General features: G+C 52.6%; 13 protein-coding genes. 6 read left to right on the top strand and 7 right to left on the bottom strand.

Annotated features, from left to right (window positions below; translation table 11 throughout):
• Positions 1 to 96: 96 nt before the first annotated feature.
• From J2I46_RS08945 to J2I46_RS08935, 3 genes are all read left to right on the top strand, one after another.
• Positions 97 to 1,251: an NAD(P)/FAD-dependent oxidoreductase gene (locus J2I46_RS08945; protein ID WP_207328659.1), complete on the top strand. Its 1,155-nt coding sequence runs from the start codon at positions 97 to 99 to the stop codon at positions 1,249 to 1,251.
• Positions 1,252 to 1,323: 72 nt separating this feature from the next.
• Complete coding sequence (locus tag J2I46_RS08940; RefSeq protein WP_207328658.1) at positions 1,324 to 2,250, top strand: hypothetical protein; 927 nt, start codon at positions 1,324 to 1,326, stop codon at positions 2,248 to 2,250.
• A 75-nt stretch (positions 2,251 to 2,325) separates the two neighbouring features.
• Positions 2,326 to 4,614, top strand: a complete 2,289-nt coding sequence (locus J2I46_RS08935; RefSeq protein WP_207328657.1) for a GH92 family glycosyl hydrolase — start codon at positions 2,326 to 2,328, stop codon at positions 4,612 to 4,614.
• A 92-nt stretch (positions 4,615 to 4,706) separates the two neighbouring features.
• Here the strand turns inward: J2I46_RS08935 and J2I46_RS08930 are convergent, their stop codons facing one another.
• Both J2I46_RS08930 and J2I46_RS08925 read right to left on the bottom strand, forming a co-directional pair.
• Positions 4,707 to 6,419: an IPT/TIG domain-containing protein gene (locus J2I46_RS08930; RefSeq protein ID WP_207328656.1), complete on the bottom strand. Its 1,713-nt coding sequence runs from the start codon at positions 6,417 to 6,419 to the stop codon at positions 4,707 to 4,709.
• Between the two features lie 299 nt (positions 6,420 to 6,718).
• Positions 6,719 to 7,177: an Lrp/AsnC family transcriptional regulator gene (locus tag J2I46_RS08925; RefSeq protein ID WP_207328655.1), complete on the bottom strand. Its 459-nt coding sequence runs from the start codon at positions 7,175 to 7,177 to the stop codon at positions 6,719 to 6,721.
• A 187-nt stretch (positions 7,178 to 7,364) separates the two neighbouring features.
• On the opposite strand from J2I46_RS08925, the gene ald reads away from it, so the two are divergent.
• The gene (gene ald / locus J2I46_RS08920; RefSeq protein WP_207328654.1) at positions 7,365 to 8,495 is read left to right on the top strand and encodes an alanine dehydrogenase; all 1,131 of its coding nucleotides are present in this window, start codon (positions 7,365 to 7,367) and stop codon (positions 8,493 to 8,495) included.
• A 109-nt stretch (positions 8,496 to 8,604) separates the two neighbouring features.
• Here the strand turns inward: ald and J2I46_RS08915 are convergent, their stop codons facing one another.
• Complete coding sequence (locus J2I46_RS08915; protein ID WP_207328653.1) at positions 8,605 to 8,892, bottom strand: hypothetical protein; 288 nt, start codon at positions 8,890 to 8,892, stop codon at positions 8,605 to 8,607.
• Between the two features lie 57 nt (positions 8,893 to 8,949).
• On the opposite strand from J2I46_RS08915, the gene J2I46_RS08910 reads away from it, so the two are divergent.
• Positions 8,950 to 9,957 (top strand): NAD-dependent epimerase/dehydratase family protein, encoded by a 1,008-nt coding sequence (locus J2I46_RS08910; protein WP_229379661.1) that lies wholly within the window; start codon positions 8,950 to 8,952, stop codon positions 9,955 to 9,957.
• A gap of 46 nt (positions 9,958 to 10,003) precedes the next feature.
• Here the strand turns inward: J2I46_RS08910 and J2I46_RS08905 are convergent, their stop codons facing one another.
• Positions 10,004 to 10,747 carry a porin family protein gene (locus J2I46_RS08905; protein WP_207328652.1) on the bottom strand — a complete coding sequence of 248 codons (744 nt, stop codon included), beginning with the start codon at positions 10,745 to 10,747 and terminating at the stop codon, positions 10,004 to 10,006.
• A 163-nt stretch (positions 10,748 to 10,910) separates the two neighbouring features.
• Between J2I46_RS08905 and J2I46_RS08900 the strand changes: the two genes are divergently transcribed.
• The gene (locus J2I46_RS08900; protein ID WP_207328651.1) at positions 10,911 to 11,267 is read left to right on the top strand and encodes a nuclear transport factor 2 family protein; all 357 of its coding nucleotides are present in this window, start codon (positions 10,911 to 10,913) and stop codon (positions 11,265 to 11,267) included.
• Between the two features lie 105 nt (positions 11,268 to 11,372).
• Here the strand turns inward: J2I46_RS08900 and J2I46_RS08895 are convergent, their stop codons facing one another.
• From J2I46_RS08895 to araA, 3 genes are all read right to left on the bottom strand, one after another.
• Positions 11,373 to 12,071 carry an L-ribulose-5-phosphate 4-epimerase gene (locus tag J2I46_RS08895; RefSeq protein WP_207328650.1) on the bottom strand — a complete coding sequence of 233 codons (699 nt, stop codon included), beginning with the start codon at positions 12,069 to 12,071 and terminating at the stop codon, positions 11,373 to 11,375.
• A gap of 121 nt (positions 12,072 to 12,192) precedes the next feature.
• Positions 12,193 to 13,734 carry an alpha-N-arabinofuranosidase gene (locus J2I46_RS08890; RefSeq protein ID WP_207328649.1) on the bottom strand — a complete coding sequence of 514 codons (1,542 nt, stop codon included), beginning with the start codon at positions 13,732 to 13,734 and terminating at the stop codon, positions 12,193 to 12,195.
• Between the two features lie 81 nt (positions 13,735 to 13,815).
• Positions 13,816 to 15,306, bottom strand: a complete 1,491-nt coding sequence (araA, locus tag J2I46_RS08885) for an L-arabinose isomerase (RefSeq protein WP_207328648.1) — start codon at positions 15,304 to 15,306, stop codon at positions 13,816 to 13,818.
• Positions 15,307 to 15,358: the final 52 nt, after the last annotated feature.

Raw genomic sequence — 15,358 nt, 5'->3', positions numbered from 1 at the left:
GAGTCGCAGAGAACACCGAGAAAAAACAGGTTATCATATGTGCTCTGTGGTAAACCCTTTTTGTAACTCTGGGATGGAAATCCTTGTTTATCAGCCATGCAGGACGTGATCATCATTGGCGGCGGATTAGCTGGCTTAGTCAGCGCGCTCGAACTGGCGCGGGTTGGCTTCGGCGTCACGCTGGTAGAACGGAAGACCTACCCATTCCATAAAGTTTGCGGCGAATACGTCTCCAATGAAGTGCGGCCCTATCTGGAATCGTTGGGCGTTGATCTGGATGGCCTGGATGCTGCCCGAATTAGAGAGTTCTGGCTGTCGGCACCATCGGGTAAGCTACTGAACGCCCCACTCGATCTGGGTGGCTTCGGCATTTCCAGGTACGTTCTCGATTACCAGTTATACCATCTCGGTCTGGCATCGGGTGTCAATTTCCGGCTTGGCCAAAGCGCCGAGAATGTCCATTTTGCCGATGACCAATTTGCGGTCACGCTTTCCAGTGGTGAAACGCTGGTTGCCCGGCTTGTGCTGGGTACGTTCGGAAAACGATCGAAGCTGGATAAAACACTCGATCGGGCGTTTATGCGGCAGGTATCACCGTATGTCGGGGTAAAATACCATATTACCGGCATCGACTTCCCGAAAGACGTCATTGCGTTACACAACTTCCCGGATGGCTATTGCGGCATGTCGGCGATTGAGGCAGACAAATACTGTCTCTGCTACCTGACCACCCGCGCCAACGTGCGCACGCATGGCACCATTCCGGCGATGGAAAAAGCCGCACTATACCAGAATCCGCACCTTCGGGCCGTTTTTGAGTCAGGTACGTTCCTGTACGAACGCCCCGAGGTAATTAACGAGATCTCGTTTGCACCGAAACGGGCGGTTGAAAACCATCTATTAATGGCAGGTGATTCGGCGGGCTTAATTACGCCGCTTTGCGGAAACGGCATGGCGATGGCCATTCACGGGGCCAGGCTAGCCAGCGGGTTAGCCAGCCAATTTCTGCGCCGTAAACTGACCCGGCCCGAACTGGAACGTACCTACCAGACCAACTGGTCAGTCCTGTTCAGCCGTCGGCTTTGGGTAGGTCGAACAGTGCAGAAACTCTTCGGTCATTCGTGGCTGAGCGAAGCAGCGGTAGCTACGTTTGGTGCCGTTAAGCCCGCACTTCGGGCCGTGATGAAACAAACCCACGGGCAGGTAATTCCGGTCGCCAATCGCCCATTCAATAAGGAAACCAGTTGGTAATATGGGTATCCTTCATCAAAACCGGCGACAAACTACGTTTAGTTAGTAGTTCACGTTATCCCGACTGTTGCCATGAAACTATTCCAGACGTCTGTCCTGCTCCTGTTATTAAGCACCTGGGCCTGTCAAAAATCAGTTGACCCAACGGCGGCGGTCACGGCAGCGCTTACTACGCCAGCGAGCAGCACTTCGCCCGTCAGCAATACTACGTCTGTGGTCAGTACCACGGCGACCCTGTCGGCGGCGGTTGATCTGTATGCCCATTTCGCGATGCCTTTCCCGACATCGGCAACACAACGGATTCGCGAGATAAACATCTATAAAGACAGCAGCCTCATTGCCAAATCCGTTTTTCGTTACAATCAGGCGGGGCTGCTGGCTTCGCGTACGTTTACGGAAGGGCAGGCAAACGGCATTGTTAGTCGGGTTGTGTCTTACTCCTACAATGCTGATTCACGACTGGCACGCGAGTTAGTTACCCCACTGGATAACAACGGCTTACCTACAGAAACGCCTGCAGCCGTGATCGACTACACCTACACTGGTGGTTTACTGGCTTCTGTTTCGCGGAAATCAAGGGTATCTATTTATCCGCTCAGCCTGAGCGGCCGAACGACGTACCGCTACACGGGCCAGGCCCTGACCAAAGCCACCTCCATCAACTACTTTAGCCCGCTTTGCGCCTGCAATACGGCCTACCCGAGCGATTCGACCAGGCAGCTTTTTTCAGACAACACCAAACAGGCAACGCGCGTTGATTCTGTCTGGCTCGTTTGCCCGCCAGGCGCCGCGTGTTCAAGCTTGTTTAGCCGACAGATCATCACCCAAACAGAACGAGATGCGAAGGGAAACGCCATGCTGATTCAGACCAATACGAACAACCAGCCAGTAGCAAATTACACATATAGCTACGAGTATCAGGGGCCGGAAGGGCTGATCAGTAGTGCACGCAACCAGACACTGGGCTTACGATATACGTTCGTTTACGAGTCTAAATAGCCCTTTTGTTGAGCTTACAGGCACTTTTTGGGCATTATAAAGCCGCAGTTTGGGCAAATGGGCATACCTTGAAACATGATCAAGTTATGCTGTATTTTTCTCTTGCAGGGGCTTTGCCTGCTTTCCTTCGCCCAACAAAATCTGGTTCCCTACGTGCGTCCGTTGATTGGTACGGAAAAAATGGGGCATACGTATCCGGGTGCTACCACGCCATTCGGTTCCGTTCAACTCAGCCCTGATTCAGATACGTTATCTTATGATGTCAACGGGAAGTATAACGGCGACGTATACCGGTATTGCGCGGGCTATAAGTATGAAGATAAGACCATCGTTGGTTTCAGCCATACGCACTTCAGCGGCACCGGCCATTCTGACCTGGGCGATTTCCTGATTATGCCCACGCAGGGCGCATTGCAACTCAACCCTGGCATTGCCAAAGACCCCAAAACGGGTTACCGATCAGCTTTTTCGCACACCAACGAAGTGGCACAGGCCGGTTATTATAAAGTCAAACTCGACGATCATAACATCACGGCCGAACTAACGGCGTCTGACCGCGTGGGCTTTCACCAGTACACGTTCCCTAAATCCGACCAGTCACATATCATCCTGGACCTGGCCGCGGGTATTTATAATTACGACGACAAAACCGTCTGGACGTTTGTGCGGGTGGTGAACGATACGCTCATCACGGGTTACCGGCAAACCAACGGCTGGGCACGTACCCGGACGGTTTATTTTGCGCTCTCCTTCTCGAAACCATTCAAATCATACGGTCAGAAAAACCTCGACAAAGCGCAGGTGTACCGGGGTTTCTGGCGCAAATTCGACCAGACACGTAATTTTCCGGAGATTGCCGGCAAGCGCATTCGTATGTATTTCGACTTCGACACCAGCGAAGGCGAGCAGGTAAAACTGAAGATGGCACTCTCGCCGGTTAGTCAGGAAAACGCGCTGGCCAACCTGAAGGCCGAGATCCCGCACTGGAACTTCGAGCAGGCCAGAAACAAGGCACAGGCCGCCTGGAATGCAGAACTGAACAAGATTCAGATCGACGCTGCCGATGATGACAAGGTGAATTTCTACACCGCCATGTATCACGCCTTCATCAATCCAACCACCTACATGGACGTAAATGGGCAGTATAAAGGGCTGGATCAGGGTGTGCATCAGGCCAGTGGCTTTACCAATTATACTACGTTCTCACTCTGGGACACGTACCGCGCACTGCACCCATTTTTCAACCTGATACAGCCTGCTCGGAACAATGACATGGTGCAGTCGATGCTGAAACATTATGACCAAAGCACGCTGAAGATGCTGCCGGTCTGGTCGCACTACGCCAATGACAACTGGTGCATGAGCGGCTACCATAGCGTGTCGGTACTGGCCGATGCTGTGGTTAAAGGTGTATTCAAGGGCGACCCGAACCTGGCGCTGGAAGCCTGTATTGCCACGTCGAACCACCGAAGTTATGAAGGCATCGGCGAGTATATCGACCGGGGTTACATTCCGGCAACGGCCAACGGCACGTCAGTATCGAATACACTCGAATATGCCTACGACGACTGGTGTATTGCCCAACTGGCCAAAAAACTGAACCGGCAGGAGGTATACGCAACGTACCTGAAACGCTCAGAGAACTGGAAAAACGTCTTCGATAAATCTATCGGTTTCATGCGGCCGCGCCTCACCGATGGGTCGTTCAAGCAGGCGTTTGACGTATTCAGTACCGACGGTCAGGGCTTTATAGAAGGCAATTCATGGAACTTCAGTTTCTTCGTTCCACAGAACCCAACGGCACTGATTGCGACCATGGGCGGTCCGAAGGCATTCGCCGCCCGGCTGGATACGCTGTTTGCCATGCACCTACCCGATAAATTTTTCGCCGAAACGGAAGACATCACCCGCGAGGGCATCATCGGCGGTTACATTCACGGCAACGAACCAGCCCACCACATTGCCTATCTCTACAACTGGGCCGGTCAGCCCTGGCGCACGCAGGAACGCATCCGGCAGATTCTGCGCATGCAGTATAAACCCACCCCCGACGGACTGGGCGGTAACGACGACTGCGGTCAAATGAGTGCCTGGTACCTGTTTTCTGCCATGGGCTTTTACCCTGTAGCACCCGGTTCATCTGACTATTCATTGGGAAGCCCGCTCGTTAAAAGCGCCAAACTAACTCTGGAAAACGGACAGACGCTAACCATTGAGGCATTGAATCAGAGCGACAAGAATGTTTATGTCTCGAAAGTAGTCTTCAATGGCACAACAGTGACGCAACCGATCATCACCCATGAAGACCTGCTGAAGGGGGGAAAGCTGACGTTTTACATGAGCGCCAAGCCGACGAAGAAGTAGGCGCGGAGCTACGCCGAGAAGCAATACACCCGCCAAACGAAAAAGGCTATCCACGGAAGTAGATAGCCTTTTTCGTTTGGTGAAGTTAAACTCTACCGGTCATAATCGGTATTCTGGGGATTGAAGTTCGTCCAGCCGCTAATCCAGTTATCAGTACCGAAAGCGCCCCGGTAGGTCGTTTGTGTAAAGAACGAGCCGGTCAGTTTACCGCCCGTTACAGCACCACCCAGCAGCGTTGAGCCCGTCTGGGGAAGGAAATTGGGCGCAGACGTGTTAAAATTCGAACCGTTCAGCATCAACGAGGCGATATCGCCCGAACTAACAATCTGGTTCTGGCGCGTGGCCGTTGTCAGGTACGTATTGGCCAGCGCATTAGTGACCGCCCCGCCGCCCACAACAGGCGACAACGTATTGGCAAACACGTTACCGCGCAGGTCAATGGCGCCGCTGGTAGCCGTCAGGCTGGTAGCAATCCCTGTCAATGAGCCTTCAAAACGGACACCTTCCGGATAACCGTAGATGAGCGAGTTATACACGCTGATACCTGTATTGCGGCGTACATAGATACCTGACTGATAATAGCCCGTCAACGAATTAGCCGCCGTTATGGCCACGGGTGTGGTGCTGGTGCCGAAGTTGCTCATGTTGGCAAATACCGGAGCCGTTTGTGGCAACCCGTTCTGGCGCGTTAGTGGCGTACCATCAGCATTCTCACCCGGATCGTAGTTCTGCGATTCAAAGCCATTACTACCCGACGGATCAGCCACGGCGGCATCGCGGAGGGCAACACCAAACTGCACCTGACCAATGTAGCCCCAGTCGGTACTCCAGTCGTCGTCGGTAACGCGGTTGGCAACCAGGTATTTAGCGGGTACGGTACCCCCATACCAGTCGTAGGCATCACCGCTGCTTTGAGTCACCTGCACATGGTTGATCACCGTGCCCGTTCCCACGCCAATCATAGTCAGGCCGGCCAGTTTACCGTTTGGTGTACCGCGCTGACTCGTTCCGGCATACTCGATCCGGACATACTGAAGTGAACCACTGTTATCTTCCGGCTCATTATAGGTCTCGGCCGTTCCACGTATTCCACCCATGTAGGTAGTGGCACCGGGGCGATTAGTCGGCGATTTACCGATCAGGACTATCCCACCCCAATCGCCGGGGAAGCGTTGTCCAGCCGCCTTGTTCGACGTAAACACGATTGGCTCGGTAGCGGTGCCGTTGGCAACCAGCTTCCCAAGGCGCTCAACAACCAACGTACCTGCGTTGCTTTGGCCAGCCGGGTCAAGGTCGGCCCCGCCGCCTTTGATTACAGTACCGGCCTGAATGGTCATGGTATAGTTCGCCGCCACATACACAAACCCCCTCAGCAGATAGATCGTGTCTTTTGACAGGTTCCGGTTACGGAATAGGGTACCCGATAGTTCAACTACCGGCTTCAAAGGCTTAAGCGACACCGTAAACGAGGTGGGACTCTGTACGGTGGTGGTTCCTACCGTTACCGCGATAGCGCCACTTTGCGCACCCGTTGGAACCGTAACCACCAGCCGCGTAGCAGAAGCCGATACCACGGTAGCCACTACACCGCCCACCAGCACCGTATTGCTTCCGGGCGTTGTACTGAAGTTTGTTCCGTTAATGGCAATGGTACTTCCCACCGGTGCCGAAGCCGGATCAACGCTGGTAATCGTCGTCACTGCCGGCGCAGGCGGAGCGGGATCTGGATTTTTACAGGCTGCAAAAAAGGCGATGAGACCCACAATCAGCCAGCAGGCATGAAGCCAGCGTGGAGAATTTTTCATGAAAAGAAGCATAACGTAGATGAGTGTTCCGGCCATTATCCTGTGGCCTCTCTGAACTCAATTTACGACAAACGCCTGGTTCTAGTATGTAGACACGTTCATAATATTATTAAACGCTCCATTTCCCCCATAGGTGAATATCCTTTCCCTGAATTAGCCAATTATAGAAGGCGGCACTGGCAAGTAAGGCCTGATAATCAAGGCCTACCAAAGGCTACAACCTGGTGTCTGATAGCAATTCTTTCAGGTTTCACCTCCCTCCGTTGGCTGTTTAAGCTGCTCGTTTAGTCTCTAACCAGTCAGATAGGAACCGCCGTTGTATTTTTCACCTCCGCCATCACAAAAAAGCTGCTGATGTGCACGATCCCGGAAATCACCGATAGTCGTTCGCGATAAAACTGGTTGTAGGCGTCCATATCCGGCACGATAACGTGGATCAGGTAATCGAACGTACCTGACACCAGATGACAACTCAGCACTTCGGGCAGGTCGAGCACGGCGCGGTCAAAACCAGCAAAATTATCAGCGGTCTGTTTATCGAGCGTGATCTGGCAGAAAACCGCCAGCGGATTGCCAATCTTCCTTTTGTCAAGTACCGTAACGTATCGCGCAATAACGCCTTCCCGCTCCAGGCGCTTGATCCGCTCATGAACGGGCGTCTTTGATAAACTGATTTGTTGCCCTATTTCCTGGATGGTCAGGTGAGCGTTGGTTTGCAAAAGGGTCAGTATTGCCCTATCAATTTTGTCCAGTTCCATAGTACAGCAGCCTAGCGGAAAAATGAATGGATAAACATGTTAAAACCGTCAGCAAAAAGAATTATATTCTATAAAACTGCACTAATCAACCGAAATTTCCCAAATATATAGCACACCATAGAAAACAGTAGTTGATTTTTTAGTTTTGTAAGTATAAACACAACGCATTCTCAACTCCAGAAATCGCATGGTAATCGGCGTCCCTAAAGAGATCAAAAACAATGAGAACCGTGTGGCATTGACGCCAGCGGGTGTGGCCGAACTGCGTAAGCATGGTCATACGATCTATGTACAGGTCAATGCCGGGGTGGGCAGCGGCTTCAACGATGAGGAGTACATCGGGGCCGGCGCTACCATGTTGCCTACCATTGATGAGGTATACGGCATTGCCGAGATGATCATCAAGGTGAAAGAACCCATTGCGCAGGAGTATCCGCTGATCAAGGAAAACCAACTGCTGTTTACTTATTTCCACTTCGCTTCGTCGGAAGAACTGACGCATGCGATGATTGAGAAAGGAGCAATTTGCCTGGCCTACGAAACCGTTGAAAAAACAGATCGTAGCCTGCCTTTGCTGGTTCCCATGTCGGAAGTAGCTGGTCGGATGGCCATTCAGGAAGGGGCTAAATATCTTGAGAAACCACAGCAGGGTCGCGGTATTCTGCTGGGCGGCGTACCAGGTGTGAAACCAGCGAAAGTACTTGTTTTGGGTGGTGGCATCGTAGGTACACAGGCGGCGCGCATGGCAGCTGGCCTGGGTGCCCACGTCACGCTGATGGACGTTAGCCTGCCTCGTTTACGGTACCTGGCCGACGTAATGCCTGCCAACGTCGACACGATGATGTCGAACGAATACAGCATCCGGGAAGAAATCAAAACGGCTGACCTCATCGTTGGTGCCGTGCTGATTCCAGGCGCGAAAGCTCCGCACCTGATCACCCGCGACATGCTGAAACTGATGCGTCCCGGTACGGTGCTGGTCGATGTAGCTGTTGATCAGGGTGGTTGCATCGAAACGTGCCGCCCTACTACGCACGAAAACCCGACGTTTATCATCGACGACGTGGTGCATTATTGCGTTGCCAACATGCCCGGCGCCGTTCCGTACACGAGTACGCTGGCCCTGACGAATGCTACCCTACCGTATGCACTTCAGCTGGCAAACAAAGGCTGGCTGAAAGCTTGCCGCGATAACGCCGAGCTGAAAGTGGGCCTCAACGTGGTTGAAGGCAAAGTGGTCTATAAAGGCGTTGCCGATGCCTGGGGTCTGCCACTGGTCAATGTAGAAGACTTATTGACAGAAGAAGTTCTGAACTAACGATATTACTAATTCATCGACGAACGCGGGCCGTTCCCTTCTGGGAGCGGCCTTTTTTTCTGGCTGGATATTACCTGTAGCGCCGAAGCTGGAGCTTCGGCGCTAATCCTTACAGATAGGTACCTACCAATTCCTGCCATTCGTCTTTCAACGAACCTTTGAAGGTGGGTTTGCCAGCCCGGCGATACCAATAGCTGGCATTAAATGAATCGCCTTCTTTCCGATGAAGGTAGGCATGAAGATGATCGTACGAAGGCGTCCCTTCTTTCAGTTGGGCAATGTTGTGGGCCGCTGCCCATTCGCCCCGCGCGTCATGCCAGAGCGCAGTCAAAATTGGGTTCAGATCGGCAGGGGGTGTTTTATCCTGCAGTGAGGCGGTAAATTGATCGAGGTTCATAAGCAAAAAACGAAATGGTACTGAATACGTTCTCAGCACTTGGCGGATTTACATAGCTTGCGTCACGAATACGTGTCTGGTACTCAATCAGGTACGTTCCTGAAAACCCGCAATAACATGCAAACCATCCTTGGTGCTGGCGGGGCCATTGGCATCGAAGTAGCCAAAGCCCTTACCAAATATACCGATACCGTTCGGCTCGTGAGCCGTACCCCAAAAAAAGTCAATGCTACCGACAGCCTCTTTCCGGCCAACCTGGACGATCCGGCGCAGGTACTGAAAGCAGTAGCAGGTAGCGAAGTAGCCTATCTGACGGTTGGTTATGAATACAAGACAAAACTCTGGCAGGAAAAATGGCCGGTATTGATCAAAAACGTAGTCGACGCCTGTAGCCAGCATCAGTGCAAACTGGTGTTCTTCGATAATATCTACGCTATCGGGGGCGATAATGTCACGCACATTACGGAGTCGTCGCCGATAAGCCCTTGCAGTAAAAAAGGAGACGTTCGGGCTGCTGTCGACCGGAATGTGCTGGAAGCCGTGGAAAAGGGAAAGCTCGACGCCATCATTGCCCGTGCGCCTGATTTTTTCGGCCCCACCAGCCGCCAGACCAGTATCACCATGAACCTGATCTATGATAATCTGGTGAAAGGCAAAAAAGCGCAGTGGTTCTGCGATGCCAGCCGTATTCATTCAACCGGCTACACGCCCGACCTGGGCCTTGGTACTGCCATGCTTGGTAACACCCCAACGGCATACAACCAGATCTGGAACCTACCTGTTGATCCTCAGGCGCCAACCGGTGCTGAATGGGCTGGTCTATTTGCGCAGGAAATGCCCAGATCGAACGCACCGGCAGGCGTTCAGGTATTACCGGGCTGGGGCCTCTGGACGCTGGGGCTGTTCATTCATGTTTTGAAGGAGATGTACGAAATGCGTTACCAGTACGACCGTGACTACTTCTTCGACGCTGCTAAATTCAACACGGCCTTTAACTACCTACCCACCACCAACGTTGCGGCGGTGAAAGAAACAGTAGCGGCGCTGAGAGAGCCAGGCCTATAAATTTTTCAAAAATGCGGCACCTTGTAAGACCTAAAAACGCTCCCTGTCATCTTTTTATAGCATAGCGCATGCTCAATTGTGCCGTTCGATTAAGCGATGACAGAAGCACATTATTGCTGGAGGCAGATCGCACCAGACTTTGGCTATAGCGGAGGTCAACCCCAATACGATGAGTCAGCTCATAGGCAAGTCCCGTAGTAAGCCCAAAGTCAAACGTGTTGAACTGGCTGGACTGTAGGTCAAAATAAGTGATGGAAGTGTACGCATTGTTAATTAAAAGCTGGTAATTACCCTTCTGGTGCTCGACCAGTTTCAGTCTCAGATACGGCCCGCCCAATAATGAGATCTTACCTAAGCGGTAACTGACCAATATGGGCAAGGTAAGGTACGTTAAGCGTGCGGTAGCCTGACCAATGGCAGAAATCGACGTTGGAGGGTGATAAATAATTCCACAATTACCACTAGTGCAATAGGTAACAAGCCTATCTGTAGTAGCCCGTGCGCCTTTTTGCTCCACGTTTAATTCAGCACCAATGGTAAAATGCTTGCTCACATCAATTGACAACCCCGCACCCACATTAGGTGTTATTAAGGCATTGCCGGTTCCCGTTAGCAGCAAGTCTGTTTCATATTGAAATTGCTGGCTCAACGTAACTACGCCCTGTCCAGTTGAACTCATCTGGCTAGCGCCTATCCCCGCCCGCACGTATACCTGGGTACGTATTGGTGTTTGGGCTACCAACGTAGAGGCAGTAATCAACAAAAGAAGAAGCGTGTAGCTGTTCTTCATTGGTCATTTAGTTGCTTTTGAAGTAGACCACTAAACAAGCGATTCCGTTGCAACGCCAGAAATAACCTAAACTGATAAAATCTCAATTTAAGCTGACAAGCAATGTGTCTGATTCACTGGATTTTTGGGCTTCACTATAACCGTTCCCAGCGAAGTCAATCAAATGAATGCACACGAACAACTCCTGAACGAGTCTTACCTGAATTTCAATCAACGCACTATCGACGGTGCCTTAGCCTTGATGCACCCTAATGTTGACTGGCCAAATGGCATGGAAGGTGGCTTTGTGCACGGTCATCAGGAAATACGGGACTACTGGACCAGGCAGTGGGGTCTCATCAACCCCCGTGTTGAGCCGCTATCCTTTACAATCGATAGCGACGGCCGTGTGCGCACAGAAGTTCATCAGTTCATTAAGGACTTAAACGGCACAACGCTTATTGATGAGACTGTCTATCACATCTACCAAATCGAAAACGGCTTGATTCGCCGGATGGATATTGAGCGAATCGAGCTATAGTGCGGAATGAATAATTTGGCACTTGTTTCGCGCGAGAGGCAGGCCTTTCGACAGGCTCACGTGCGAAACAAGAGCCAAAATCAACCAATTTCCCAGTCAACCAACCTAACAACCCTGACCGTAATAGGCATTCGCGCCGTGCTTGCGCTCGTAGTGCTTCATGCGGAGGGTGTCTTTCAGGCGCGGCGTGTTGGGGTTGATCTGGAGCGTGAGGTACGCCATGCGAGCCAGCTCTTCGAGGACCGCCGCGTTATACACAGCTTTTTCAGCGGTTTTTCCCCACGTAAATGGGCCGTGGTTCTGCAGCAGCACCATCTCCATCTCCTTGTGGTTCAGGCCTTTTTCGGCGAAAATACCAAAAATCTGATTGCCCGTTTCGTGCTCGTAATCGCCTTCGATCATCTCGTCGGTGAGGGCGGGGGCGCAGGGAATATCGCGGTGGGTATGGTCGGCGTGGGTAGTTCCGAAGATCGGGATGTCCATACCAGCTTGTGCCCAGGCTACAGCGTGGGTGCTGTGCGTATGCACAATGCCGCCTATATCATCCCAGGTTTTGTAGAGCAGCGCGTGCGTTTTCGTATCCGACGAAGGCCGGAACGTACCTGCCACCACCTTTGCGTCATAATCACAGATCACGATGTCGGCGGGGGTCAGTTTGGCGTAATCGACGCCGCTGGGTTTGATGGCAAACACCGCCCGGTCACGATCGACCGCGCTGACGTTACCAAACGTAAAGAGTACCAACCCCAGCTTCGGGAGCTGCATGTTGGCCTCGTAACATTCTTCTTGCAGGGATTTATACATAAGGAGGAAAGGAGGAAAGGGAGAACGGAGGAAAGGGAGGAAGAAATCACTTTCACGTGTAGCTTACCGTGCGAAAGCAACCCTTTTCTCCGTTCCTCCTTTCTCCCGTTCCTCCCTCTTTTTACATTTCTAATACAACTACTGACACCGCTGGCAGGGTGACGGTTAGTTCGTCGCCGTTCAGTTTGGCACCGTTGAATACGGCGGGCTTGATTTTCGTTAAATTTTCGAACGTGTTGTGATCCTGTATTTTCGCCGACGTTAGAATGCGCCCTGTTACGGCTTTGGCGGTCAGCCCTTTCAGATTCACCGTTATTTCCTGTGGCTTGTTTGGGTTCAGGTTCACCAGCGATACATGGACTTTACCCGCTTTGTCACGCGAGGCCGAGGCCGACACGGCTGGCAGTTTGTCTTTACCTACTTCATAATCGTCCGACTTGATATCGATCGGCAATAACGTAGCGTCCTGGTGTACGTTGTACATTTCCAGCACATGGTAGGTCGGCGTCAGGATCAGCTTCTCCCCTTTCGTCAGAATTACCGCCTGCAACACGTTGATGGCCTGCGCGAGGTTGGCCATACGTACCCGTTCGGCGTGCTTGTGAAAGATGTTGAGCGTGGCCCCGGCCAGGATGGCGTCGCGCATGGTGTTCTGCTGGTACAGGAAACCCGGATTGGTACCCGGCTCTACTTCGTACCACGCCCCCCACTCGTCGACAACCAGCGCTACTTTTTTCTGGGGGTCATATTTGTCCATAATAGCCGAGTGCTTCTGGATGAATTCATCCATTTTCAGCGCCTGCTGCATGGTACGGAAGTACTGGGCTTCGGTGAAATCAGTAGCTGATCCTTTCACGCCAGGGTCCCAGCCGAATGTCGAGTAGTGGTGCATGGCTACACCTTCAACCATACTGACCGGAATATTTTTCATCAGCGTTTCCGTCCAGTTGAAATCGTCTGAGCTAGCCCCCGAGGCAATTCGGAAGATCTTTTCCTTGCCCACCTGCGGGTTCATGAACGTGCTGTACTGCCGGTAGATGTTGGCGTAGTACTCGGGTTTCATGTTACCGCCACAGCCCCAGGCTTCGTTGCCAACACCCCAGTATTTCACGTTCCAGGGGGTAGCGCGGCCGTTCTGCTGCCGCAGGTTCGACATCGGGCTATTCTTCTCGAAATTGACGTACTGCACCCACTCGGTCAGGTCCTGCACGGTGCCACTGCCTACGTTACCAGCCAGATAGGGCTCGGTGCCCAGCAGTTCGCACATGTTCAGGAAGTCGTGCGTACCAAAGCTGTTGTTCTCCGTTACGCCACCCCACCAGGTGTTTACGATCGACGGGCGTTTCGCTTTCGGACCAATCCCATCTTTCCAGTGATACGTATCGGCAAAGCAACCGCCCGGCCAGCGCAGGTTCGGGATTTTCATCTTCTTCAGCGCATCGACCACATCGAGACGTACCCCGTTCTTGTTCGGAATAGTCTTGTTGTTTTCGCCTACATAGAAGCCGTCGTAGATACACCGGCCAAGGTGCTCGGCGAAGTGGCCGTAGATGTGCTTGTTGATGATCGTTTTACCGTCACCAGCATTAATCGTCACCTTATTCTGGGCCGCTGCCAGCAGTGACAGACCGACCAGGGAAATGGTTAGGAGTTGTTTTTTCATGAGAAGTTTGGGATGTAGGTACGTGCCTGAGAGGGTATTTTTGTCATCCCTCCTGTCGTCGGGATGACAAAAAACTCTAAATCATTTATAGTATCCTTCGCTCCAGCGGAGCTCGTTTTTGAGTTGGCGCAGATTTGTACTGCCATCGATCACGACGAGTTCAACGCCGAAGATGTCGGCGAAATCTTCGATCTGGTCGGTGGTCAGGTTTTGGCTGAATACCGTATGGTGGGCTCCACCGGCCAGAATCCAGGCAGCGCAACCCGTAGCCATGTCGGGTTTCGGTTTCCAAAGCGCACGGGCAACGGGCAGCTTAGGCAGGGCTTCGGCCACCTCAACGGCATCCACTTCGTTGACCAGCAGCCGGAACCGGTTGCCCATATCGATCAGCGACACGTTGATGGCCGGGCCAGCGGGCGCGTTGAACACCAGCCTGACGGGGTCAGCTTTGCCACCGATGCCCAGCGGGTGAATCTCGCAGGTAGGCTTACCCACCGCAATACTGGGGCAGATTTCGAGCATATGTGACCCCAACACCAGTGGATTCGACGGATCGAAATGGTAGGTGTAGTCTTCCATGAACGAGTTACCGCCCGGTAAACCGGCCGCCATCACTTTCATCACGCGCACCATCGCCGACGTTTTCCAGTCGCCTTCGCCACCGAAACCGTAGCCCTCGGCCATCAGGCGTTGCGACGGAATGCCGGGCAGTTGTTTCATACCGTGCAGATCCTCGAACGTATCGGTGTAGGCGCCGTAGCCACCGTCCTGCAAAAATGCCCGCATACCAATTTCAATCTTGGCAGCATCGCGCAGAGATTCATGTTGAGCACCGCCTTTCAGCAGCGAGTTCATCAGCGTATAGCTGTCGGCGTACTCTGTCACCAGCTTGTCAACCTCCGCGTCGGTCACCTGATTGATCACCGCCACCAGATCGCCAATACCGTGCGTGTTGACCGACATACCGAAGGTCATTTCGGCAGCTACTTTGTCGCCATCTGTTACGGCCACCTGCCGCATATTGTCGCCAAAGCGAACGACTTTCAGTGTCTTCAGTTCGTGCGCACCTACAGCCACCCGCGCCCATGATCCAATTTTCTGGACTACGGCTTCCTCCTGCCAGAAACCCACCACGATTTTACGGTTCAACCGCATCCGCGACATGATGAAGCCAAACTCCCGGTCGCCGTGTGCCGACTGGTTGAGGTTCATGAAGTCCATGTCGATCTCGCCCCAGGGAATGTCGCGGTTGAATTGCGTGTGCAGATGCAGCAGCGGCTTTTTCAGGATGTTCAGCCCCCGGATCCACATTTTGGCGGGTGAGAAGGTGTGCATCCAGGTAACGATGCCTACACAGTTGGGCGCGACGTTGGCTTCCTGACAAATCGCGTAAATCTCATCGGGTGTTTTCACCACGGGTTTAAACACGACCCGCACCGGCATTGGGGCGGCCTTGTCGAGGAAATCGGCGATGACCTGCGAGTGGGCATCTACCTGCCGCAGGGTTTCTTCCCCGTATAAATGTTGGCTGCCTGTAACAAACCAAATTTCGAACTGCTTCAGATTAAGCATTGATCAAGGAGTATTGTAGAATGAAAAATATTGTGTGTTGTGTTGGTGCTTT

The sequence above is a fragment of the Fibrella forsythiae genome, from assembly GCF_017353175.1.
Lineage (GTDB): Bacteria > Bacteroidota > Bacteroidia > Cytophagales > Spirosomataceae > Fibrella > Fibrella forsythiae.
Note: the sequence above shows the minus strand (reverse complement) of the source record. Positions and strands in the feature narration are given on the sequence as shown.

Excerpts from the sequence above, each read along its gene's own strand:
- araA (WP_207328648.1), bottom strand. The coding sequence starts at position 15,306 with ATGCTTAATCTGAAGCAGTTCGAAATTTGGTTTGTTACAGGCAGCCAA.
- J2I46_RS08895 (WP_207328650.1), bottom strand. The coding sequence starts at position 12,071 with ATGTATAAATCCCTGCAAGAAGAATGTTACGAGGCCAACATGCAGCTC.
- J2I46_RS08905 (WP_207328652.1), bottom strand. The coding sequence starts at position 10,747 with ATGAAGAACAGCTACACGCTTCTTCTTTTGTTGATTACTGCCTCTACG.
- J2I46_RS08900 (WP_207328651.1), top strand. The coding sequence starts at position 10,911 with ATGAATGCACACGAACAACTCCTGAACGAGTCTTACCTGAATTTCAAT.
- J2I46_RS08925 (WP_207328655.1), bottom strand. The coding sequence starts at position 7,177 with ATGGAACTGGACAAAATTGATAGGGCAATACTGACCCTTTTGCAAACC.
- J2I46_RS08915 (WP_207328653.1), bottom strand. The coding sequence starts at position 8,892 with ATGAACCTCGATCAATTTACCGCCTCACTGCAGGATAAAACACCCCCT.
- J2I46_RS08945 (WP_207328659.1), top strand. The coding sequence starts at position 97 with ATGCAGGACGTGATCATCATTGGCGGCGGATTAGCTGGCTTAGTCAGC.
- J2I46_RS08935 (WP_207328657.1), top strand. The coding sequence starts at position 2,326 with ATGATCAAGTTATGCTGTATTTTTCTCTTGCAGGGGCTTTGCCTGCTT.
- J2I46_RS08940 (WP_207328658.1), top strand. The coding sequence starts at position 1,324 with ATGAAACTATTCCAGACGTCTGTCCTGCTCCTGTTATTAAGCACCTGG.
- J2I46_RS08930 (WP_207328656.1), bottom strand. The coding sequence starts at position 6,419 with ATGAAAAATTCTCCACGCTGGCTTCATGCCTGCTGGCTGATTGTGGGT.
- J2I46_RS08890 (WP_207328649.1), bottom strand. The coding sequence starts at position 13,734 with ATGAAAAAACAACTCCTAACCATTTCCCTGGTCGGTCTGTCACTGCTG.
- ald (WP_207328654.1), top strand. The coding sequence starts at position 7,365 with ATGGTAATCGGCGTCCCTAAAGAGATCAAAAACAATGAGAACCGTGTG.